Annotated in this window: 18 protein-coding genes; 12 read left to right on the top strand and 6 right to left on the bottom strand. The window is 73.1% G+C overall.

The genetic code is table 11. The annotated features are described in order from the left end of the window. Positions 1-54: 54 nt before the first annotated feature. Positions 55-1,323, bottom strand: a complete 1,269-nt coding sequence (locus ACQP2P_RS08065; RefSeq protein WP_433614314.1) for an HRDC domain-containing protein — start codon at positions 1,321-1,323, stop codon at positions 55-57. Positions 1,324-1,737: 414 nt separating this feature from the next. Here ACQP2P_RS08065 and ACQP2P_RS08070 point away from each other — a divergent pair, with 414 nt between their 5' ends. Further along, positions 1,738-2,625, top strand: a complete 888-nt coding sequence (locus tag ACQP2P_RS08070) for a S1C family serine protease (RefSeq protein WP_433614315.1) — start codon at positions 1,738-1,740, stop codon at positions 2,623-2,625. A 98-nt stretch (positions 2,626-2,723) separates the two neighbouring features. Next, positions 2,724-3,557 carry a hypothetical protein gene (locus tag ACQP2P_RS08075; protein WP_433614317.1) on the top strand — a complete coding sequence of 278 codons (834 nt, stop codon included), beginning with the start codon at positions 2,724-2,726 and terminating at the stop codon, positions 3,555-3,557. A gap of 39 nt (positions 3,558-3,596) precedes the next feature. On the opposite strand, the gene ACQP2P_RS08080 is transcribed toward ACQP2P_RS08075, so the two are convergent. After that, positions 3,597-4,148, bottom strand: coding sequence for a DUF3000 domain-containing protein (locus ACQP2P_RS08080; RefSeq protein ID WP_350623890.1), 552 nt, complete (start codon positions 4,146-4,148; stop codon positions 3,597-3,599). Between the two features lie 78 nt (positions 4,149-4,226). Between ACQP2P_RS08080 and hemE the strand changes: the two genes are divergently transcribed. Next, complete coding sequence (gene hemE / locus ACQP2P_RS08085) at positions 4,227-5,234, top strand: uroporphyrinogen decarboxylase (RefSeq protein ID WP_433614319.1); 1,008 nt, start codon at positions 4,227-4,229, stop codon at positions 5,232-5,234. Between the two features lie 35 nt (positions 5,235-5,269). Here hemE and ACQP2P_RS08090 read toward each other — a convergent pair whose 3' ends face one another. Both ACQP2P_RS08090 and ACQP2P_RS08095 read right to left on the bottom strand, forming a co-directional pair. Beyond that, positions 5,270-6,460: a HEAT repeat domain-containing protein gene (locus ACQP2P_RS08090; protein WP_433614321.1), complete on the bottom strand. Its 1,191-nt coding sequence runs from the start codon at positions 6,458-6,460 to the stop codon at positions 5,270-5,272. Between the two features lie 731 nt (positions 6,461-7,191). Beyond that, the gene (locus ACQP2P_RS08095; protein ID WP_433614323.1) at positions 7,192-7,953 is read right to left on the bottom strand and encodes an SDR family NAD(P)-dependent oxidoreductase; all 762 of its coding nucleotides are present in this window, start codon (positions 7,951-7,953) and stop codon (positions 7,192-7,194) included. A 22-nt stretch (positions 7,954-7,975) separates the two neighbouring features. On the opposite strand from ACQP2P_RS08095, the gene hemG reads away from it, so the two are divergent. Next, positions 7,976-9,289, top strand: coding sequence for a protoporphyrinogen oxidase (gene hemG, locus ACQP2P_RS08100; RefSeq protein ID WP_433614325.1), 1,314 nt, complete (start codon positions 7,976-7,978; stop codon positions 9,287-9,289). 5 nt (positions 9,290-9,294) lie between these two features. Beyond that, a complete protein-coding gene (hemQ, locus tag ACQP2P_RS08105; protein ID WP_433614327.1) occupies positions 9,295-9,990 on the top strand; it encodes a hydrogen peroxide-dependent heme synthase in 696 nt (231 codons plus the stop codon). Between the two features lie 43 nt (positions 9,991-10,033). Here the strand turns inward: hemQ and ACQP2P_RS08110 are convergent, their stop codons facing one another. Continuing rightward, positions 10,034-11,785 (bottom strand): GH25 family lysozyme, encoded by a 1,752-nt coding sequence (locus tag ACQP2P_RS08110; protein ID WP_433614329.1) that lies wholly within the window; start codon positions 11,783-11,785, stop codon positions 10,034-10,036. Positions 11,786-12,008: 223 nt separating this feature from the next. Here ACQP2P_RS08110 and ACQP2P_RS08115 point away from each other — a divergent pair, with 223 nt between their 5' ends. The 5 genes from ACQP2P_RS08115 (at position 12,009) to ACQP2P_RS08135 (ending at position 18,644) form a co-directional block, all read left to right on the top strand. Continuing rightward, a complete protein-coding gene (locus tag ACQP2P_RS08115) occupies positions 12,009-14,393 on the top strand; it encodes a hypothetical protein (RefSeq protein WP_433614331.1) in 2,385 nt (794 codons plus the stop codon). Then, positions 14,390-15,244 carry a class I SAM-dependent methyltransferase gene (locus ACQP2P_RS08120; protein ID WP_433614332.1) on the top strand — a complete coding sequence of 285 codons (855 nt, stop codon included), beginning with the start codon at positions 14,390-14,392 and terminating at the stop codon, positions 15,242-15,244. Before ACQP2P_RS08115 ends, ACQP2P_RS08120 begins: the two co-directional genes overlap by 4 nt. Positions 15,245-15,257: 13 nt before the next feature. After that, positions 15,258-16,760, top strand: coding sequence for a deoxyguanosinetriphosphate triphosphohydrolase family protein (locus tag ACQP2P_RS08125; protein ID WP_433614334.1), 1,503 nt, complete (start codon positions 15,258-15,260; stop codon positions 16,758-16,760). 94 nt (positions 16,761-16,854) lie between these two features. Further along, complete coding sequence (locus tag ACQP2P_RS08130; RefSeq protein ID WP_433614336.1) at positions 16,855-18,216, top strand: FAD-dependent oxidoreductase; 1,362 nt, start codon at positions 16,855-16,857, stop codon at positions 18,214-18,216. Beyond that, positions 18,213-18,644 carry a GNAT family N-acetyltransferase gene (locus ACQP2P_RS08135; RefSeq protein WP_433614338.1) on the top strand — a complete coding sequence of 144 codons (432 nt, stop codon included), beginning with the start codon at positions 18,213-18,215 and terminating at the stop codon, positions 18,642-18,644. The genes ACQP2P_RS08130 and ACQP2P_RS08135 overlap by 4 nt, the downstream gene beginning before the upstream one ends. Before the next feature lie 90 nt (positions 18,645-18,734). Here the strand turns inward: ACQP2P_RS08135 and msrB are convergent, their stop codons facing one another. Next, positions 18,735-19,142, bottom strand: a complete 408-nt coding sequence (msrB, locus tag ACQP2P_RS08140) for a peptide-methionine (R)-S-oxide reductase MsrB (protein WP_433084689.1) — start codon at positions 19,140-19,142, stop codon at positions 18,735-18,737. 508 nt (positions 19,143-19,650) lie between these two features. Between msrB and ACQP2P_RS08145 the strand changes: the two genes are divergently transcribed. Beyond that, positions 19,651-21,189, top strand: coding sequence for a hypothetical protein (locus ACQP2P_RS08145; protein ID WP_433614340.1), 1,539 nt, complete (start codon positions 19,651-19,653; stop codon positions 21,187-21,189). A gap of 384 nt (positions 21,190-21,573) precedes the next feature. After that, a complete protein-coding gene (gene ligD / locus ACQP2P_RS08150) occupies positions 21,574-22,587 on the top strand; it encodes a non-homologous end-joining DNA ligase (RefSeq protein WP_433614342.1) in 1,014 nt (337 codons plus the stop codon). The last annotated feature ends 406 nt before the right edge of the window (positions 22,588-22,993 follow it).

Below are 22,993 nucleotides of genomic sequence, written 5' to 3' on the forward strand. Positions count from 1 at the left end.
GCCATGTTACTCGCCAGTAGGTCCCCGGGGGCTGTGAACCCTTTCACCACCGTTTCAGACCGGTTTGAGCGCCTCCGTCAGTCCCGGGGACACGAGGCCGACCTGCCACGGGCGCGCCCCGTAGCCCGACAGCACCGCGGCGACGGCGTCCGCCGTGAGCTCCTCGGGGGGTGACCAGGCCAGGCGGCGTACCGAATCCGGGGTGATGAGGTTCTCCGGCGGCAACTGGTGCGCGCCCGCGAGCCCGGTCACCAGCTCCCGGCACCGCGCCAGCCGCGCCGCCGCGGCCGGGTCGCGCTCGGCCCACCGGTGCGGCGGGGGCGGCCCCTCCGACGGCGGCGTGGTCGGCAGCTCCTTGTCCGACAGCGCGCGGGCGTCGGAGAGCGCGGTGAGCCAGACCGGGGCGAGCCGGCGCACCGAGCGCCCGCCGAACCCGGCCAGGGCCAGCAGCGAGCGCTCGTCCTTCGGGTCGGCCTCGGCCGCGGCGATGATCGCGGCGTCGGCGAGCACCCGGCCCGGGCTCGCGTCGCGGCGCTGGGCGATCTCGTCCCGGGCCGTCCACAGCGCGCGGACGCGGGCCAGGGCGCGGGCGCCGCGGATCCGGTGGATGCCCGAGGTGCGCCGCCACGGATCGGCGCGCACCCGCGGCGGGTCCCCGGCCGAGGCGACCAGCGCGGCGAACTCCTGCGCGGCCCACTCGGTCTTGCCCTGCTTGGCCAGCTCCTCGGTGAGGGTGTCGCGCAGCTGGAGCAGCAGCTCGACGTCGAGGGCGGCGTACGTCAGCCAGGAGGCGGGCAGCGGGCGCGTCGACCAGTCGGCGGCGGAGTGGTGCTTCTCCAGGGTGTACCCCAGCAGCGACTCCGTCAGCGCGGCCAGCCCGACCCGCTCGAACCCGCACAGCCGTGCGGCCAGCTCGGTGTCGAACAGCCGGGTGGGGCGCAGCCCGAGCTCGGTCAGGCACGGCAGGTCCTGGCTGGCGGCGTGCAGGATCCACTCGGTCGGCGAGATCACCTCGTCGAGCTCGGGCAGCTGGCCGAAGGGCAGGGGATCGATGAGCACCGTGCCGGCCCCGGCTCGTCGCAGCTGCACCAGGTAGGCGCGGTGCGTGTACCGGTAGCCGGAGGCGCGCTCGGCGTCCACGGCCACCGGGCCGCTGCCCTGGGCGAACCGTTCGACGGCACGCGCCAGCTCGGCCCGGTCCGCGATCGGCTCGGGGGTCCCGTCTCGGGGGGCGGTCAGCAGGACGGGCTCGGTCTTGTGGTCCGGATTGCCCGGACTGTCTGGCTCCTCGTCCCGACGCCGCGTGGGGGGTTCGTCGGTCACGCGACAACCGTACGTTGCGCCATAGGTCCCTGTGTGCAGCCGGTCCGGCGCGTCGGCGTTCTTGCGTGCGCGCGGACACCGCGAATGGGACGGACAGGCCGTCGGCGTAGCCGGTACGGTTCGCGTGCGCCAGCGGTCCGGTTACTTACACACGCTGCATCGGAGGTCGCGGCACTTGTGCTCGCCGTTTAGGGTGAGGGCCGACTGCGGTATCGCCGGACGCCCTTCGCACTCCGGCGAAACGGGTGGAACCGTGACAGGAAGGAAACGAGAAGCATGACGGCCGGGTATGACCCCTCCAGCCCGGTGGCTTCCGGCAGTTCCGATGGCTTCGACGACCGTCCGCGGCACGCGGCCGGCGACGACCCGGAACGACTCGGTCCACTCCCCCCTCGGATCACCCAGACCGGGGCGATGCCGCCCACCAGCCCCACCGGCTCCATCCCGCCGCAGCCCACCAGCATTCCGCCGCAGCCCACCAGCTCCTGGCCGGTGTCGGCGGGCCCGGCCCCGGTGGCCGCCGCGCCCCGGCGCAGCCCCCTCGCCGGGATCGCGCTGGCGCTCGCCGTCGTGCTGCTCATCGTCGTCGGGGTGCAGGCCGCCCTCATCGTCGACCTCGAGAAGAAGGTCGACAAGACCAACGCCGCCGCCAAGGCCGCCGCGACCGACGACGCCGCCCGGCTCAAGGCGCTCGAGGACCGCGCCGACAAGCTCGAGCAGAAGACCGGCGGCAGCCTCGACGCCGCCGCGGTCGCCGAGTCCGTGCGCCCCAGCGTCTTCCGGGTCACCACCAAATACGCCATCGGCACCGGGTTCGCGGTCGGCAAGGCCCCCTCGGGCGGCGGCACGAACCTCATCACCAACTACCACGTGGTCGCCGAGGCGTACGAGAAGGGCGAGAAGAACGTCAATCTCGAGCGCACCGACCAGCGGTTCCCCGCCAAGATCATCGAGGTCCACCCGGACAAGGACCTCGCGGTGCTGCACACCGACGAGGAGTTCACCAAGCTCGCGCCCGCGGCCGCGGTGCCGAAGGTCGGCGAGCCCGTCCTCGTCATCGGCTCCCCGATGGGCCTCGAGGACACCGTCACCACCGGCGTCGTCAGCGCGTTCCGCACGCTCAACGGCGAGGCGCTGATGCAGTTCGACGCGGCCATCAACCCGGGCAACTCCGGCGGCCCCGTCTTCAACGCCAAGAAGGAGGTGGTCGGTGTCGCGACGCTGAAGGCCCAGCAGGCCGAAGGCATCGGCCTGGCCATCCCGATCTCCGTGGTCTGCGAAACCGTCCCGGCGGTCTGCTGACCCAGCGGGGCCGCACCACCCACCGGCGCCCCCGGACGTGCCGGTCGTACGACTCCCGCCGGGGCGCTGCCCGGCAGGACCACCAGGAGGAAGAGAACATGACATACCCCGGCAGCCCCCAGGGGAACCAGAACGAGGGATACGGCTTCCCCGACCCGAACGCCCCCGCCGGCGCGTACCCGCCGCCGCCCCAGGCCCCCGTCAGCGGCTACCCCGCCGCGCCCCAGTCGCCCTACGGCGAGCAGCCGCCGCAGTACGGCCAGCCCGTGCCGCCGCAGCCGCAGCCCGTGCACGACCAGGGCACGACACAGCTGCCGACGTACGGCGAGTCCTCCTACAACCTCGACCCGTCGGTCTCGGCCCCGCCGACCGCCCCGATGCAGCAGCCGGCCCCGCCGATGTCCGCGCCGCCCATGTCGGGCCCGCCGATGTCCGGCCCGCCGATGGCCTACGGCCCGGTCTCCAGCCCGCCCACCAGCGGCTTCCCCGGCCAGCCGCTCTACCCGCCGGCCGAGCCGCCGAAGAAGCGCGGCATCGCCGTGCCGCTGCTCGCGAGCCTTCTGGCCCTGGCGGTCATCGCGGCCGGCGTCTTCGTCGGGCTGTACGTCCAGAAGTCGGACAAGCTCACCAAGTCCGAGACGCAGTCGGCGCAGCGCCAGGCCTCGCTCGACCAGACCAACAAGGACCTCGACCAGACCAAGAAGGACCTGCAGGCCAAGGCCGACGAGCTCACCAAGTCCCAGCAGGACCTGCGCGGCACCCAGGCCGACAGCACCGAGGCCAAGCGCCAGCGTGACGTCATCGGCCAGTGCCTGAAGCTGCTGCTCGAAGCCCTCGACGCCTCGGCCGCGGGCGACAAGACCACGATGCAGAACAAGATCAACGAGATGGACAAGCCCTGCAACGAGGCGCAGACCATCCTCGGGATTTAGGAGTTCGAGAAAGCCCCCGTCGCCGGACGGGGGCTTTGCTCATGCGTGCAGGGCGGTCACTCCCGGCGGCGGCAGGCCGGCCGTCGACGCCAGCAGCGCGCACCACGCGTGCACGTGGGACTGCATGTCCTCGGTCGTCGGCGTCCACGAGGCGCGGATCTCCAGATCGGCCGCGGCCGGCGGCCCCGCGAGGTCGCCGAAGCGCGTCGACATCGTCTGCGTGACCGTGCCGCCGATCGCCGTGTAGGCCGCCCCGTGCCCGTCGAGCGCGTCCACCAGCCAGCTCCAGCCCACGCCGGGCAGCAGCGGATCGGTGGCCAGCTCGGCCTCGAGCTCGGCGGTCACGTAGGTCACCAGCCGCATCGTGCCGTCCCACGCGTCGTGGCCGGCCGGGTCGTGCAGGAGGATCAGCCGGCCGGTGGCCACCTCGTCGCCGTGGCGCAGCACGGTGCCGCTGATGGCATGGGCGAAGGGAGCCAGCCGCTGCGGCGCCGGGACCTCCTCGAGGGTGATCTCCGGCCGGGTGGTCACGGCGCGCAAATCCTCCACCGCCCGGGTGAACGTGGGGGGAGTCGCGGTCGATGGCGCCATAACGGAAGACTAAGACGGAAACGTGCGGAGGGGGTGCCGCCGCGCCGCCCGTGCACAGTGAGTGAAACGATGGACCGGATGACGAAGCTGTTGTTGCGCGCCGCCCGGGGCGAGTCCGTGCCCCACACGCCGGTCTGGTTCATGCGTCAGGCCGGACGGTCCCTGCCCGAGTATCGCGAGCTACGCGCCGGAATCGGCATGCTGGAGTCCTGCCGACGGCCCGACCTCGTCTGCGAGATCACGCTGCAGCCGGTGCGCCGGCACAAGGTCGACGCGGCGATCCTGTACAGCGACATCGTGGTGCCGCTGCAGGCCGCCGGCATCGACCTCGACATCGTCGCCGGCACCGGCCCGGTCGTCGCCTCGCCGGTGCGCACCATGGCCGACGTGACCGCGACCCGCCCCCTGGAGGCCGGCGACGTCACCTTCGTCACCGAAGCCATCCGCCTGCTGCTGGCCGAGCTGGGCTCCACGGCCCTCATCGGCTTCGCGGGCGCGCCGTTCACCCTCGCCAGCTACCTCATCGAGGGCGGCCCGTCGCGGCATCACGTGCTGACCAAGGCGCTCATGTACGGCGCGCCCGACGTCTGGCACGCCCTGTGCGAGCGCCTCGCCGACATCACGCGGACCTTCCTGCAGGTGCAGATCGACGCCGGGGTGGACGCGATCCAGCTGTTCGACTCGTGGGCGGGGGCGCTGTCGGAGGCGGACTACCGCCGGTTCGTGCTGCCGCACTCGCGGGCCGTGCTCTCCAGCCTCTCCGGATGTCCCCGCATTCATTTCGGCGTCGGTACCTCGGAACTGCTGCCCGCCATGGCCGAGGCGGACGCGGACGTGGTGGGCGTCGACTGGCGCACGCCGCTGGACGTCGCGACGTCGCGGGTGCCGGGGCGGCCGCTGCAGGGCAACCTCGACCCGTGCGTGCTGCTGGCACCGTGGGAGGTGGTGGCGGCGGAGGCGCGGCGGGTGCTGGCGGAGGGCTCCAAGGCGCCCGGCCACATCTTCAACCTGGGCCACGGTGTTCTGCCGGAGACGGACCCGGACGTGCTGACGCGCCTGGTGGAGCTGATTCACAGCACGGAGTAATCGACTCGTCGCAGAGCTGGCTCGTGGTGTGGTGGCTAGTGGCTCGGCCTCCAGCGCGGCCAGCCGTGGTCGCCGGCCAGCTGGGACAGGCGCGAGCCGAGCATCAGCGCCGTGGCCGGCTCCGCGGACTGCAGGCGGTAGTGGACCTGCTCGGCGATCTCGGGCGCGCGGTACTCGGCGTGCTCGAGCAGCTGCAGCGTCACCGACCACCAGTAGCGGTCCTCGTCGCTCGCGTGCGGGGCGCCGGCGCGGAACCAGTCGGCCAGGCCGTCGAGGAGGTCGTCGCCCACGCCGTCCGGGTCGGTGAGGCGCAGCGCCGCGCAGACGCGGGCGACCACGTCGTCGTCCCAGCCCGACAGGTGGCCGCGGACGAGGGTGTGCAGGGACGCGTGGCCGAGCGCGCCGGCGGCGTCGATCTCCAGCGAGTAGACGTTGTCGCGGGCCAGGCGCTCGTGCAGCACCGGCAGCACGCGCGTGTCGCGGCGGCGGGCCAGGCCCAGCAGCGCCTCGCAGCGCGTGTCGTCGTGCGGGTCGTCGAGGCGCGCGGCCAGTGCGTTGCGCACGGTCGTCGAGTCCAGCTCCGACAGCTGGGTGCCGAGCGCGAAGCAGGCCCAGTCGCGCACGTCGTTGTCGCGGTCGGCGCTCAGCAGGATCAGGGCGTGGATCGTGTCGTCCGGCGGGGCCTCGCCGAGGACGCTCGGGAGGGCCTGGGCCACGGCGCGGCGTACGCCCGCGTCGGGGTGGTGGGCCAGCGGCAGCAGCAGGGGGAGCGCGGCGTCGTCGTAGCACCAGGCCACCGCGTCCGCCAGCTCGGCCGCGGACGTGGCCGGCGAGCTCAGCAGGGCCGCGATGCTCCGTGCCGTCGGTTCCGCGTCCTCCGAGCCCGAGGTCACTGCGTCGATCGGGTCGAAATCGTGCACGTCGCGGGGGTGGGGGCGGGCCACCGATGGGGAAAAATGGCGGAATTCATCGGAAAAAGATGAAAAGTCCGACATGTCGGAACGGGGCGACGACTGGTCCGGGTCCGGGGAGCGCAGGTCCGCCAGGTCGGCGATGACCTCGGCCAAGGGGCTCAGGGCCAGTTCGTCCGGGTCCGAGGGTTCCCGGGCCGCCGGTACGTACAGCTCCGACGAGCTTGGGAACAACCCGGACACGTCTGCGGGGCCACCGGGGCGCGGGTCCGGTGGCTCGTCTGGCACGGGGCGGGAGGACGCAAGGTCGCTCATCCCCAGGAGTGTGCTCGTCTTCGCGAGGATCTTCCAGAGGGGTTCGCCCCTCAGAAGGACAACGCGGGGTGGACGATCACCCTACTCGTTGACATATCGACGCACATGGGAAGAGTGGCCTGGACAGGGGGCGGGTGGGGCGCTAGGGCGGAAACGGTGGGTCGATATCCCTCCAAAGAGGGCAAAAGGAAAAATTCGGAATAAAGGCGTCAAAACCTATAATTGTCGCGAGATGGAAATGACGGCTAATTCCGACAAGAGCGCGGAAGTTGAGAACGGGTAAGCGTCGGGGGAGCGCCGGAAGCCGGGGGCCGTCGAGGGGTGGTGCGGTGGACGGGGCGCGTTACGCGCAGGGGCCGCCGGCAGCGTCGAGTGACATGCTCGTCTGTTGCAACGCTCCGCGCCTCCGCGCAACGCTCCGCGCCTCCGCGCAACGCTCCGCGCCTCCGCGCAACGCTCCGCGCCTCCGCGCAACGCTCCGCGCCTCCGCGCAACGCTCCGCGCCTCCGCGCAACGCTCCGCGCCTCCGCGCAACGCTCCGCGCCTCCGCGCAACGCTCCGCGCCTCCGCGCAACGCTCCGCGCCTCCGCGCAACGCTCCGCGCCGTGTGCGTGTCGGCGCCGCGCCCCAGCCGCGCCCGCGAGATGCGGCGGTGGGCAGGTGCGTGGGAGGGGTCGGTGGGGCGACGCGGTGGGCGGGCGTGTGAGAGAGGTCAATGAGGCGACACGGCGTCAGGGGCGGGACCGGCTCGCCAGGCGCAAGGACTGCCACGACCCGTCCGCCGCCCAACCCCCATCCACCGACAACGCCGCCCCGTTCACGAAGCCGCTCCTCGCCGGATCGGCCAGGAACGACACCGCCTTGGCGATGTCGTCCGGCTGCGCGAACCTCGCCATCGGCACATGGTCCGTGATGTCCGTGTCCACGTAGGCGCCCGAGGCCTGCGACGCGTCGTCCATCTCCGTCTTGACCCAGCCGGGGCAGACCGCGTTCACGCGAACACCCCGCCCGCCCCACTCGACCGCCAGGGTGCGCGTGAGGCCGATCAGGCCGTGCTTGCTGGCGTTGTACGCCACCCGGTCCGCCACGCCCATGAGCCCCGCGACCGAGGCGATGTTCACGATCGAGCCCGCCCCGCGCACGAGCATGCGGCGCCCGAAGGCCTGGCACAGCAGGAACGGGCCGGTCAGGTTCACGTCGAGGACCTGGCGCCACTGGGCCGCGGTCGTCTCCTCGGCGGGGGCGATCGACGCGATGCCCGCGTTGTTCACGAGCACGTCCGCGCGGCCGTAGCGCGCCTCGACCTCGGCCACGAAACGACCCACGTCCGACTCGTCGGAGACGTCGCCGGCGAAGGCCAGGCCGTCGAAGCCGGGGATCGGTTCCCGGTCGATGACGGCCAGGAGATACCCCTCCTCGGCCAGGACCTCCGCGGTGCGCCGGCCGATGCCGTGAGCCGCGCCCGTGACCACTGCCACCCGTTCCTCGCCCATCCCGCGACAATAGACTCCAGGTATGACACAGCGCGTCGTGGTCGTCGGTGGAGGGATCGCCGGGCTCGCCGCGGCGCACCGGGTGCACACGCTGCGGCCCGACCTCGACGTCGTCCTGCTGGACCAGCGCGAGCGGCCGGGCGGGAAGCTGTCGACCGGGAGCCTGGCGGGGCATCCGGTCGAGCGCGGGGCCGAGTCGTTCCTGGTCGGCGGGGCCAGTGCGGCCGTCGAGCTGGCCCGCGAGGTCGGGCTCGGCGACGCGATCGTGCACCCTGGCCCGGCCCGGGCGGCGGTCGCCATCGGCGGCACGCTGCACGACCTGCCGGCCGGGACCCTGATGGGCATCCCGCTGGAGGGCCCCGCCGAGGCGCCGGGGCCGGCCCTGCTGCAGCCCGGCCAGGACCTGAGCGTGGGCGCGTTCGTGCGGCCCCGGCGCGGGGACGAGGTCGTCGACCACTACGTCGATCCGCTGCTCGGGGGCGTGTACGCGGGCCGGGCCGACCGCCTCTCGCTGCGTATGGCGCTGCCCGCGCTCGCCGCGGCCGCGGAGCGGCACGACACGCTCACCGGGGCGCTGCGCGAGGCGGCCGGGGCCGGCCGGCGGGAGCCGGGTGCGCCCGTGTTCGGCGCCGTCGACGGCGGCATGACGACGTTCGTGGACGCCGTCGCGCGGACTCTGCCGGACGTGCGCGCGAACACCACGGTGCGCACGATGGAGGCCTGGCAAGGGGGCTGGCGGCTCACCGTCGGATCGACCCGGGACGCCGCGACGGTCACCGCCGACGCCGTCATTCTCGCGGTGCCGGCCAAGCCGGCGGCGCGCCTGCTCGACGACGACTTCCGGCTCGACTACGCCTCCGTGGCCCTGGTGGCCCTGGCGCTGCCGGCCACCAAGCTGCCGGAGCTGTCGGGCTTCCTGGTGCCGGCGAGCGAGGGCCTGGCGGTGAAGGCGGTCACCTTCTTCGATCGCAAGTGGCCGCATCTGCGGCGGCCGGGGCAGACGGTCCTGCGCGCCTCGGTCGGGCGCCACGGCGACGAGGCCCAGCTCCAGCGCACCGACGAGGAGCTGGTCGAGGTGGTGCGGGCCGAGGTCGCGCGGCTGGTCGGCGTCGACGCGCTCCCCGAGGAGCTGGATCGGGGGGTGTACCGCTGGGGCGGCGCCCTGCCGCAGTACGCACCCGGGCACCGGGACCGGGTCGCGGCCCTGCGCGGCGGTCTGGAGGCCCGCCCGCCGATCGCGGTCGCCGGCGCGGCCTACGACGGCGTCGGCATCCCGGCGTGCATCACGTCCGGCCGGGCCGCCGCCGAGTCCATCCTGGCGAAGTTGGGAGAATGAGCGCCATGACAAGCACGAACGCCGCCCGCATCAAGGAGCTCAACGACAGCATCCGGTACACCATGTGGTCCGTCTTCCGGCTCGCCACGCCCTATGGCGCCGACAGCCGCGACGCCGGCCAGGTCTCGGCGTTCTTCGCGGATCTCGCGTCCAAGGACGTGACGGTCCGCGGCACCTACGACGTGGCCGGGCTGCGCGCCGACGCCGACCTGATGATCTGGTGGCACGCGCCCAGCGCCGAGGCGTTGCAGGAGGCGTACGCCGGGTTCCGCCGCACCGATGTCGGGCAGCGCATGGCCCCGGTGTGGTCGCAGATGGCGCTGCACCGGCCGGCCGAGTTCAACAAGAGCCACATCCCGGCGTTCCTCGCCGACGAGCACGCCCGCGAGTGGGTGTGTGTCTACCCGTTCGTGCGCTCCTACGAGTGGTACCTGCTGCCGGACGAGGAGCGCCGCGCGATGCTCGCCGAGCACGGGCAGCAGGCCCGCGGCTTCCCCGACGTGCGGGCGAACACCGTGGCCAGCTTCGCCCTGGGCGACTACGAGTGGATTCTTGCCTTCGAGGCCGACGAGCTGCACCGGATCGTGGACCTCATGCGCGAGCTGCGCGCGTCGCGGGCCCGCCGCCACGTGCGCGAGGAGGTGCCCTTCTACACCGGGCGGCGCCGGGACATCGCCGATCTCGTGGCCAACCTTCCGTAGAACCCTCCGCCGACCCGCGGCCTGCCGCACGGACGGTGGCGGCTCATTGCATGAGGTTCGACCAGCCCGACCACACCGACAGCCCGCGCAGCCACAGCTGCGTGACGAGGTTGCCGTGCGACACCGCGTAGATCTCGGTGTTGCCGGTCCACGGGTTGAGCAGCACGGCGGGGTCCGACTCCAGGGCCCCGCCGATGCCCGTCCAGGCGCTCCAGCCGCCGCCGGGCATGACCAGGGTGTACCGCAGGGTGCCGGAGCCGGTCGCGTAGATCTCCGTCGAGCGGTACTGCGGGTTGAAGAACACGGCCGGGTCCCCGTCGATCGAGCCGCCGAGGTCGTTCCAGCTCGACCAGCGGGTGCCCGAGTAGTACCGCTGGATCAGGTGGCCGCCCGCGCCGCGCGCGTAGATCTCCGTGGTGCCGTAGAGGGGGCTGCGGAACGACACCGGGTCGCCGCGCAGGTCCCCGCCGAGACTGGTCCAGCCCGACCAGCCGGAGCCGTAGTAGAGCTGCACGAGCGTGCCGGAGGCGGAGCGGGCGTAGATCTCCGTGGTCTTGTAGGCCGGGTTGTAGACGATCTCGGCCGGGTCGCCGGCCAGGTCGCCGCCGAGGTCGTTCCAGCCCGACCAGCCGCCGGCGTAGAAGCGCTGCATGAGGTGGCCGTTGGTGCCGCGGGCGTAGATCTCCGTCGAGCCGTAGCGCGGGCTGTAGAACACCACCGGGTCCCCGGCGAGGTCCCCGCCCAGGTCCGTCCAGTCCGACCAGCGCCCGGCCTGCCAGTACTTCTGCGCCAGGCGGCCGTCGCGGGTGCGGGCGTACACCTCGACCGTGCGCGCGGCCGGGTTCTGCAGCACGTGCGGGGTGCCGGCGATGCCGCCGCCGAAGTTGCTCCAGCTCGACCAGCCGTAGCCGGGGCTCCAGTACCGCTGTGACAGCCCGTGGCTCGCGTCGGTGTAGACCTGCATCTGGGCCGTCGCCGGGTGGGCGATCGCGGCCGGCTTGGCGATCAGCGGCTGCGGCGGGTCGATCCCGGCGAGTCGGCGCAGCTGGTCGAGGTCGCCGTTGAAGACGTCCTTGTCGTAGTTGCCCTGCTGGCTGTTGTCGCCGCCGGTGTACTGCCACAGCGCCCATTTCGACCAGCCGCTGGGCAGCTTCGGGGTGGTGCCGCTCCAGCTTGCGATGTCCAGCGGGTAGGACGCGAACTGGGTGGTGCCGCCGACGCACTGGTTCCACCAGGTGGCCGCGGTGTAGATCATCGCCTTGCGCCCGATGCGGGCCTGGACCTGGTCGAGGAACGACTGGATCCAGGCGCGCATGGCGGTCTGGTCGAGGTTGTAGCAGGCGCCGACGGTGTTGAAGTAGGGCCATTCGAGGTCGACGAACGGCACCAGGGTCTTCGAGTCGTTCACCCAGGCCGCGTTGTCGATGAAGGTGTTCGCGTCGCCGACCGGGTCGCCGCGGTCGGGGCGGGCGAACGTGTACGCGCCGGCCAGCAGCCCGGCCCGCTTCGCGTCGGCGATGTCCCGGGCGAAGTACGGGTTGACGTAGTTGCCGGACTCGGTGGCCTTGATGTAGGCGAAGCTCACGCCCTGGGCCGCCTGCCCGGCCCAGTCGATCGTCTTGAAGACGCTGTGGTCGTGGCTGGACACGTCGATGCCCTTGACCGTGTACTGCGGCCCGGGCACCGCCGCGGCGACCTCCTCGCGCCCTCCCGCCTGGGCGTGCCCGCCGCCGTCCGGGGACGGCACGGGATTGATGAGCCCGGCGAGCATGACCACGGCGAGGAGGCTTCGCATTCGGGCACCGTATCCGGACTTATCGGTTTATGTCCGTGTTTTCCCGCGGAACAGTACGGCCGCGGCGACGACGGGGGCACGGCCGGGCGGGCGCTTCCTCGGCGGCATCGAGGCGCTGATTGAGCCGCCGGAAATAGCCCTTCGAGTGGTTTTCACCCGCTTCCTCACTCCGGCGTCACCCGTTGCATACGGTGCGACGGACATCTCGGAGAGCGGAGCGCGGGTGACAGCACTGGTCGAGCGGCGAACCCCGGCAACCGTCGCCACCGCCCCGGCCCGGCGGCTCCCGCCGGCTTGGGCGCCACCGGCGGTCCTGGTCGTGCTCGTGGCCGCCGGCCTGCGGTTCTACGGCGTGCCGATCGCGACGACCGTGATCTTCACGGCGTACGTCCTGCTGGCCGTCGTCACCCCCGGCACCCTGATCTGGCGGGCCGTGCGCGGGCGCTCCGGCTGGCTCGTCGAGGACCTCGGCGCCGGCCTCGCGCTCGGCTACGCCGGCGAGGTGCTCGCCTACATCCCGGCCCGCGCCGCCGGGCTGCCGCTGCTCGTGCTCGTCTGGCCGGCCGCGGTCATTGGCGCCTTCCTCGCCGTGCCCCGGCTGCGGCGGTGCTGGCGCGGCAGCACCGACCCCCGCGACCGGACCCCGCTGTGGTGGTCACTGATCCTGTCCGGCACCGCGGCCGTGGTCTTCTACTGGAGCTGCGTGCGCTTCTTCCGCACGCACGACCTGCGCGAGCCGGGCATGCTCAGCCCCGACGCCGACTCGCCGTTCCACCTCGCGCTCATCGGCGACGCGAAGCACCACATGCCGCTGCTGTCGCCGTGGCTGAGCGACCAGCCGGTGCTGTACCACTGGTTCGTCTACGCCGAGATGGCCGCGACCTCGTGGGTCACCGGCATCGAGCCGCACGTGCTGCTCGTCCGGCTCGCGCCGCTGCCGATGCTGTTCGGGCTCGTCGCGCTGCTCGGGGTCATCGGGCGGCGGCTCACCGGCGTGTGGTGGGCCGGGGCCGCGGCCGCCGTCGTCACCTTCTTCGTGCTCACCCCGCTGCCCTACCACTGGCCGCTGGAGGGGTGGTTCTCGGCGTTCGGGACCAACGCGTACGAGGACGGCTCCTCCCTGCGCGCCCAGCTGTGGACGAGCCCGACCCAGACGTTCGGGGCGCTGCTCTTCGCCGGGCTGGCGCTCGCCCTGGTCGAGGCGATGGCCACGCCCACCAAGGCCCGCTGGGCGCTCGTGGCGGCGCTCATCGCCGGCGTCACGGGCGCGAAGGCGACCTTCCTGCCGATGCTGCTGGCCGGGCTGCTGCTCGTCGTCGCGGTGCGCCTGGTCACGCGCCGGCGGGTGCACCCGGGCGCGCTCTTCGCCGCCGGGATCACCCTGCTCGGGCTGCTCTTCGCCCAGTTCGTGCTCTTCGGCGGCGCCTCGCAGGGCATGGCGATCGACCCGCTGCACTTCGCGCAGATCTCCGGCGCGCCGTACACGGTGAAGTTCGCCGCGCCCGAGTATCCGCACCCGCTGTGGCGCCTGCTCATCGTCACCGCCATCACCGTCAGCTGCTGGGCCTGCATCTGGCCCGGCCTGCTCGGGCTCGGGCGCCTGGCCCCGACCATCCAGCAGGCCCGGCGGATGCGCCGCGACCTCGGCATCGCCGCCGATCCCGTGATCCTCATGTTCGGCATCGGCCTGTCCGGCGTCGGCGCGCTCATGGTCTTCGGCCACGAGGCCGGCGCCGAGGGCTGGTTCATGGTCTCCGCCCGGCCCTACCTGACCCTCGCGTCCGTGGTCGGCCTGGTGCTGCTGACCCCGCGGGGGCTGCCCGGGCGCCGGCTGCTGCGGCAGGTGTACGGCGCGATCGCCGTCGGCGCCGCGGTGCTCCTCGCCGTGCACAAGATCGGCTCGATGCACACGCCGAAGCTGCAGAACACCGGCAGCCTCGCGGTCACGCTGTGGGCGCTCGTCTGGCCGTACCTGCTGTCCTACGGGCTGCTCGGGGCCGCGGGCTGGTGGATGTACCGCCGCAAGCTGCCGGCCTGGAGAACCCTCGTGTCCGCGATGCTCGCCGGGGCCTGCATGATCACCGCCCTGCAGCACGTGTATCTCATGACCCGCGCGTCGTACCTGGGCGGCTGGCGCGGCGTCGTGCAGATCGCGACGTTCGTCACGCCCGGCACCCAGGAGGCCGGCCGCTGGCTGCGCGAGCACTCCGACCCGGACGACCTGGTCGCCACCAACGCGCACTGCGTCGGCGACCCCTACGCGCTCACCGGCTGCGACAACCGCCACTTCTGGTTCTCCGCCTACAGCGAGCGGCGCTTCCTCGTCGAGGGCTGGGGCTTCACCAACCGCGCCCACGAGGAGGCCGCCAAGGCCGGCGTCAACGCGATCTTCGCGCCCTACTGGGACCAGCGCAAGCTCGCCGACAACGACGCCGCGTTCTACCACCCGACGGCGGCCACGGTCGGCAAGCTGCGCGACGAGTACCACGTCAAGTGGCTCATGGTCGACGAGGGCTACCTGCTGCTGCCGTCCACGTGGATCCAGGACTACGCCCAGTTCCGCTTCCGGGCCGGGCGCATCGCCGTCTACTCGCTGGGGGGATCGTGACGTCAACGCTCGTGGGGAACCGGCTCGCGTCGGTGCTCGCCTGCCCCCGCTGCCACGGCTACCTGGACGCGTCGCTGGTGTGCGGGGCGTGCGGCCCGGTGGGCAGCCGGCGCGGCGAGCAGCTCGACTTCGGCGGGTTCGGCGAGTCCGAGCTCAAGGCCGACGCCCTCAACCGGGTCAAGGAGCTGGTCAAGACCCGGTTCCACAAGCTGTACCCGGCCGCGATCAAGGTGCTCTCGCCGGTGCAGGACCGCCGGCTCATCACCCCGTTCCTCAACAGCTTCGACCTCGACCGCAGCCTCGTGGCCGACTTCGGCTGCGGGACCCACCGCCGCGACGAGCGCGTGATCTGCATGGACGGCGGGGCGTACGGCAACGTCGACATCGTCACCGACCTGCGCCGGCTGCCCCTGGCCGACGACAGCCTCGCCGGCGGGATCAGCATCGCCGTGCTCGAGCACGTGCCGGACCCGGCCGCGCACATCGCCGAGATGCGCCGCGTGCTGCGCCCCGGCGGCCGGATGCTCGTCTTCGTGCCGTTCATGCAGCCGTTCCACGCCTCGCCGTACGACTTCCAGCGCTACACCGAGGTCGGCCTGCGCGAGCAGTTCGGCGCGTTCGAGGTCCTCTCGGTGAAGGTCGGGGCCGGGCCGACCTCGGGCATGCTGTGGGTGCTGCAGGAGTGGCTGGCGATGGTGCTGTCGTTCGGCAGCCGCCGGCTGTACCGCGCGATCCTGCCGCTCACCTGGGTGCTGTCCCCGCTGAAGCTGCTCGACCTGCTGCTGGCCCATCACCCGATGGCCGCGCAGGCCGCGAGCGGGTTCGTGATCGAGGTCCGCAAGCCCGCTTGATACAACTGGTCCCATGGAAGACCTGCGCGCACGACGACTCTTCGGCGGGTCCGTCATGGCCCCCGGCGACCTCTCCGCGAGCCCGTACCGGGTGGACCGCGACCGGATCGTCGCCTCGCCGTTCTTCGCCCGGCTGGCCGGCGTCACCCAGGTCATCAGCCCCGGCGGCTCCGGGCTGCTGGTGCACAACCGGCTCACGCACAGCCTCAAGGTCGCCTCGATCGCCCGCGGCATCGCCGAGAAGATCGGCGGCGACCCGGTGCTGGACAAGCTCGGCGGCTGCGACGCCGACGTCGTCGAGGCCGCCGCGCTCGCCCACGACCTCGGCCACCCGCCCTTCGGGCACCTCGGCGAGCACGTGCTCGACCGGCTCGCCCGCGAGCGGCTCGGGCTGCCCGACGGGTTCGAGGGCAACGCCCAGTCGTACCGCATCGTCACCAGCACCCAGGTGCGCGGCGCGGCGATCGGGCTGGACCTCACCGCGGCGGTGCGGGCGGCGCTGCTGAAATACCCGTGGACGCGGCGGACGTACCCGGACCCGCACCCGATGCACATGAGCCCGACGCCCCGGGGCGCCGGCGGCGACCCCGCGGTCGGGTCGAGCAAGTTCGGCGCCTACGTCACCGAGCTCGCCGACGTCCGCCAGGCGCGGGCGCCCTTCGAGGGCCGCCTCGCCGACTGGCAGCAGACGGCCGAGGCCTCCGTCATGGACACGGCCGACGACATCGCGTACGCCATCCACGACCTCGAGGACTTCCACCGCGTCGGCGTGCTGCAGCAGGGCGCCGTCGCCGCCGAGCTGGTCGCCTGGCTGCGCGACGCCGCCGAGCTGCGCGGCCTCGGCGACGTGCAGCTGCGCGCCAGCGGCCGCCGCCCGGGCCGCTCGGTCGAGCTCCTGCGCCGCCGGCTGCGGGCCAAGGACGGCTGGATCAGCGACGACGACGCGTTCGCGGCCGCCGTCGCCCACGTGCGCACCGAGCTCGCCGACGGGCTGCTCGCCGCCCCCTTCGACGGCTCCATCGACGCCGAGCAGGCGGTGGCCCGGTTCTCGGCCCGCTGGACCCGCCGGCTCATCGACGCCGTGCACGTGCGGCCCGACCCGCCGGTGCGCTCCGGCCACGTGCTGCTCGCGCCCGCGCAGTGGCACGAGGTGCAGATCCTGAAGTTCATCCACCACCGGTTCGTGCTGGAGCGCCCCGACCTGGCCCTGCACCAGCGCGGGCAGGCGCGGCTGCTGTCCAGCCTGGTCGAGGCGCTGCACGCGTGGCTGACCGACCCGGGGGAGGAGGCGCGGCTGCCGCGGCGCCTGCACGACCTCGTGGAGCTCGCCGAGGCCGAGACCGCCGAGCTGGAGCCGTCGGACTACGGCCGGGAGCGCATCGACGTCGTGGCCATGGCCCGCGGCCGGGCGATCGTGGACTTCGTCGCCGCGCTCACCGACGGGCAGGCGGTCGGGCTGCTCGAGGCGCTCTCGGGCCGTTCGCGCCAGCTGTGGACGGACGCGTTCGTATTGTGAGTCTCATGCTTCGACTGCGCCCGATGACCCAGGAAGCGCTCGATGCCCCGCGGCACGGGCGGGCACTGATGCCGGCGGCCGGGGAGCTGACCTCGTGACGACGCGGCTGGTCGTCATCGGCGGCGACGCGGCCGGGATGAGCGCCGCCTCGCAGGCCCGGCGGCGGCGCCCGGCCGACGACCTCGCCATCGTGGCCTTCGAGCGCGGGCAGCACGTCTCCTACTCGGCCTGCGGCATCCCCTACCTCGTGGCCGGCGACGTCGCCTCCCCGGACGACCTGGTGGCCCGCCGCCCCGCCGACTTCGCCCGCATGGACATCGACCTGCGCCTGGCCTCGACCGTCGTGGGGATCGACGTCGATCGGCGGTCGGTGCTGGTGCGCGGCCCGGACGGGGAGTACCGGGAGCCGTTCGACCAGCTCGTGATCGCCACCGGGGGCGTGCCCGCGCGGCCCGACGTGCCAGGCGCGCTGTCGCTGGGCATCCACGGGGTGCAGACGCTCGAGGACGGGATTCGGCTGCTCGGATACCTCGACCGCCACGCGCCGAAGCGGGCCGTGGTGGTCGGCGGCGGCTACATCGGGCTCGAGATGGCCGAGGCGATGCTCAAGCACGGGCTCGAGGTCACGCTGGTCGACGGGGCCGAGCAGCCGATGCGCACCCTCGACCCCGACATGGGCGGGCTCATCGCCGACGCGCTGCGGGCCGAGGGCGTGACCCTGCGCCTGGGCGAGCGGCTCGAGGGCTTCGCCAGCCACGCGGGGCGGGTCACCGCGGTGCACACCAGCGGCGGCGAGATCCCGGCCGACCTGGTCATCCTCGGCCTCGGCACCCGCCCCGGCAGCGACCTGGCCCGGGCCGCGGGGATCGATATCGGCCAGACCGGGGGCATCCGCACCGACCGGCGGATGCGGACCTCGGCCGACGGGGTCTGGGCGGCCGGGGACTGCGTCGAGACGCTCCACCTCGTCTCGCAGCGGCCGGTGGCGATCGCGCTCGGCACGCACGCCAACAAGCAGGGGCGCGCCGTGGGGATCAACATCGGGGGCGGCTACGCGACCTTTCCGGGCGTCGTCGGTACGGCCGTGTCGAAACTCTGCAACACCGAGGTCGCCCGGACCGGGCTGTCCACCGCGGAGGCGGCCGCGGCCGGGTTCTCCTCGTTCGGCGTGGTCACCGAGTCGACGACCCGCGCGGGCTACTTCCCGGGCGCGCGCAAGATCAAAACGAAGATCATCGCCGAACGTACGACGGGCCGCCTGCTCGGCGCCCAGATCGTCGGCGAGGAGGGCGCGGCCAAGCGCATCGACGCGCTCGCGGTGGCGCTCTGGCACGGCATGACCGTCGAGGAGATGACCTCGCTCGACCTGTCCTACGCGCCGCCGTTCGCGCCGGTGTGGGACCCGGTGCTCATCGCGGCGCGCAAGGCGGCCGAGGCGCTAGGTTCGTTCTCGTGATCCTCAGCTCCGCCTTCGCGTCCCTGTCGGCCCACGACCTGTACCGGATCCTGAAGCTGCGCTGCGACGTGTTCGTCGTGGAGCAGCGCTGCCCGTATCCGGAGCTGGACGGCCGGGACACCGAGCCGGAGACGCTGCACCTGTGGGTGGACGCGCCGGACGGCACGGTCGCGGCGTATCTGCGGGTGCTCTCGGAGCCCTCCGGTGACGCCCGTATCGGCCGGGTCGTCACCGCGGCGGCGGCGCGGGGGCAGGGGCTGGCCGGGGCGCTGCTCGGGGCGGCCCTGGAGCACATCGGCCCGGGCCGCCCCGCCGTGCTCGACGCCCAGACGGTGGCGACCGGGCTGTACTCGCGGCACGGGTTCACGGTGACCGGACCGGCCTACGACGACGACGGCATCGAGCACGTGCCGATGCGCCGCGGCTGACGCTGCTGTCTTGTCGCGGTGCTGCCCTCGTGCCGCTGCTGGCGTGGTGCTGTTGTCCGCAGTGCTTTGTCCGCGGTGCTGTCGCCGGCGTCAGGCCTTCGGCTCCAGCTTGATGGACAGCGAGTTCACGCAGTGGCGCGTGTTCTTGTCCGTCATGCGCTCACCGCGGAACACGTGCCCGAGGTGGGAGTCGCACCGCGCGCACCGGATCTCGGTGCGCACCATGCCGTGACTGCGGTCCTCGATCTCCTTGACGGCGCCGGGGATGGCGTCGTCGAAGCTCGGCCAGCCGCAGTGCGAGTCGAACTTGGTGTCGCTGTCGAACAGCTGCGCACCGCAGGCACGGCAGCGGTACGTGCCCTCGGTCTTCGTGTTCACGTACTCCCCGCTGAACGGTGCCTCGGTGCCGGCGAGCCGCAGGACCCGGAACTCGTCCGGGGTGAGCCGCGCCTTCCATTCGGTGTCGCTCGTGGGCAGGGTGACGAGTGGCTCAGTCATGCCTCAACGGTAGGCCGCGACCGTTCCGTCGGCCATTACGGCCCGCGAACGGCGTTCGCCCCGCTCCTGTGATCCTCGCGGCGCCCGGTGGCGCTGCCGCTGCCGCGGCTGCTGCGTTCCCTCCCGGGCCTCGGTCTTCACATGGCCTCGTTGCTGCGCGGCTTCGCCCGTCCGTGGCCTCGCACTACTGTCGGGCCGGTTCTCGTGGGGGCTGTTCGCGTGGGGCTTGTTCTCGGGCCTGTTCTCGTGGGGGCTGTTCGCGTGGGGCCTGTTCTCGGGCCTGTTTCCCGTGGGGCTGTTCCCGAGCCTGTTTCCGGGCCTGTTCCCGGGCCTGTTCTCGTGGGGCTGGTCCGGGGCCTGTTCTCGTGGGACCTGTTCTCGTGTGGCTCGGCCTTTTATGGCGAGATGCCCGAATCGTCCGGGCGTCTGGCTCGTTGGCCCACCCGAAAGCCACGATTCGGACTTTTGTGGTGCAACGGGCGATTTGGCTTTGGGGGTCGGTTCGACGATGAGGCTGCTATACAAGGCTGTCGCGCTGGGCGCGGTGGGCGCCGCGGGCGTGACGTCCCTGGCGAGCGCCGCTGAGGCCGCGTCGACCCAGCCCCCGGACCTGCGCACCACGGACGCCGCCGCCGGCACCCTGCAGCTGGTGGAGGCGCCGCTGTCGGGCGCGGAGCGCTCGGTACTCTCGGTGACGGAGGACCAGGACCTCCCGACCGCGACGAACACGGCCTGGCACGGCTCATCCGGCGCGACCGGCGTGTCCGACGCTTCGGGCCCCGGCTCGTCGGCCCCTTCGGGCTACGGCGACACGGCCCCTTCGGGCTACGGCGACACGGCCCCTTCGGGCTACGGCGACACGGCCGCTTCCGGCTACGGCGACACGGCCGCGAACGCCGCCGGCTACGGCTCGGGCCGCCACTCCCGCACCTGGAACGGCGGCACCCCGACCCACGGCGCCGCGAACGCTTCGGACAACGGCTCGCCGGCCCCTTCGGGCTACGGCGACACGTCCCCTTCGGGCTACGGCGACACGGCCGCTTCCGGCTACGGCGACACGGCCGCGAACGCCGCCGGCTACGGCTCGGGCCGCCACTCCCGCACCTGGAACGGCGGCACCCCGACCCACGGCGCCGCGAACGCTTCGGACAACGGCTCGCCGGCCCCTTCGGGCTACGGCGACACGTCCCCTTCGGGCTACGGCGACACGGCCGCGAACGCCGCCGGCTACGGGTCGGGCCGCCACTCCCGCACCTGGAACGGCGGCACCCCGACCCGCGGCGCCGCGAACGCTTCGGACAACGGCTACGGCTCCGGCAACGGCCACGGCGGCTGGGGTAACGGTCACGGCAACGGCCACGGTGGCTGGGGCAACGGCCACGGTGGCTGGGGCAACGGTCATGGCCACGGCAACGGCAACGGATCTGGCCACGGCAACGGCGGCGGCTACGGTGGCGGCCCGGGCGGCGCGCACACCGGCGGCGGCCACGGCCAGGGCCACAACCACGGAAGCGGGCCGACCACCGGGGGCGGCGGCAGTGGTCAGGGCAATGGCGGCCCCGCGACGGGCGGCAACGGTGGCCCGGGCGGCAGTGGTCAGGGCAACGGTGGCCCCGCGACGGGCGGCAACAGCGGTCCGGGCGGCAGTGGTCAGGGCAACGGCGGCCCGGCCACCGGCGGCAACGGGGCTCCGGGCGGCGGCCAAAGCAATGGCGGCCCGGCCACCGGCGGCGGAGGCTCGGGCACCGGTGTGAGCCCGGCCGGAGCCGGCGGCGTCACCGGCATCCCGGCCGGCGGCACGGGCGTCACCTCGGTCGGCCAACTGCCCGTCACCGGCCCGTCCTCGTCGATGATGACCACCATCGGGTTCGCCTTCATCATCGGCGGCGCCGGAGTGCTGTACCTGACGCGCCTCGGCGGCGACCCCGACGACGAGCCGGGCCCGTCCCGCGTCCCGGGACCTCGCAACCGCCGCCGCTCGGCCGACGACCCGGAGCCGACGGGCGGCCGCCGTCCTCGCCCGCAGCCTTCGCGCCGCGGTCGCTGACCCATCCAGCCTCAACCCCCGGTGCGCGGCGGACGACCTCGTCCGCCGCGCACGCATTTCCCCGAACCGCTCGCCAGCTCCTGATCGCGCGCGTCTTCAAGATCGTCGGTGAGGCGAAGAGGCGAGAGGCAGGGAGGCGGGGAGGCGAAGAGGCGGCGGGGCGAAGAGGCGGCGGGGCCGGCGGGGCGAGAGGTCGGCGCCCGCGTGCGGTCCGGCTCTCCGAGTCGAGTTGGCTCGTGCTCGGCCGCGGTGTCGTCAAGGTTCGGCTGCGGTGTCGCGAAGGCGTGGGCCTGGTAACCCCGGACCGTGCTGGAGTCGGTGATCCGGGGCTTCGCGGTGGCGTGGTGGCCGCGCGGCCGGTCGGTGCGGCGTAAGGTCCTTGGCATGGCCGATGCGCTTGAGGTCGAGGTCGCGGGGCGGGCCGTGCGGCTCACGAGCCCGGATCGGGTCGTGTTCCCCGAGCGGGGCTTCACGAAGCGGGACGTGTTCGAGTACTACCTGGCCGTCGGCGACGGAATCATGCGCGCGCTCGGCGATCGGCCCACCACGCTGCAGCGCTTCCCCGAGGGGATCGACGGCGAGGCGTTCTTTCAGAAGCGGGTGCCGGCACGTGGGGTACCGCCGTGGATCGAAAAGGCGCAGATCGCCTTCCCCAGCGGGCGCAAGGCCGACGAGCTCTGCCCGGCCGATCTCGCGCATGTGGCGTGGGCGGCCCAGATGGGCACCATCGTGTTCCACCCCTGGCCGGTGCGCAAGGGCCACGTGGATCACCCCGACGAGCTGCGCATCGACCTCGACCCGCAGCCCGGCACCGGCTTCGGCAACGCGGCCGAGGTGGCCGGCGTGCTCAAGGGCGTGCTCGACGACCTCGGGTTCGTCGGGTGGCCGAAGACCTCCGGTGGCCGAGGCCTGCACGTGTACGTCCGGATCAAGCCCGAATGGACGTTCGTCGAGGCCCGCCGCGCGGTGATCGCCCTGGCCCGCGAGGTGGAGCGCCGAGCGCCCGACCGCGCGACGACCAAGTGGTGGAAGGAGGAGCGCGGCGAGCGGGTGTTCATCGACTTCAACCAGATGGCCCGCGACCGCACCATCGCCTGCGCGTACTCCCTGCGCGCCAACCCCCGCGCCACCGCCTCCACCCCGCTGCGCTGGGAGGAGCTCGGCGACGTCGAGCCGGACGACTTCGACCTGCGCACGGTCCCGGCCCGCCTGGCCTCGCTGGGCGACCCCCACGCGGCCATCGACGACGTCTCCCACGACATCTCCGAGCTGCTCGAATGGTCCGAGCGGGACGCGGCCAACGGGGAGGGCGACATGCCGTACCCGCCCGAGTACCCGAAAATGGAAGGCGAACCGATGCGAGTCCAGCCGAGCCGCGCGCGCAAACAGGACGCCTGACCCGCCCACCCGCCGCGACTCCTGGTCGCCGCACGCCGACGACGCCACGCAGCCGCCTCTCTCGCACGCACACCGCGCGCGGCCCCGGCTCGCGCTCAGGTCGTGCCCGCACAGCGGCCAACTGCAGCGCCGCCCACACTCCCTGCCTGCGGCCCGAGCCGCACCAAGGCGCGATGCCCAACCCAGGCGCGACCGTCACCAGCCGCCCGTCGCCCGCCGCGCGTCACCCGCGGTCCGTGGTCGTCATCGGCCACCGCGCCTCGCAGATGCCCGCGCCAAGAGCGGCCGACCTCGAAAGCCGCATGAGCGACTTATCGCCCGTCAGGCGAAAAATCCGAAAAGTCGCGGCGCGTAGCGCCCGACTTTTCGGGCCCAAACGGAACCGCCCCGCCTCTCGAAGCAGTGG

Origin of the sequence: Dactylosporangium sp. CA-139114 (assembly GCF_050955725.1) — a bacterium.
In the GTDB taxonomy this organism is placed as follows: domain Bacteria; phylum Actinomycetota; class Actinomycetes; order Mycobacteriales; family Micromonosporaceae; genus Dactylosporangium.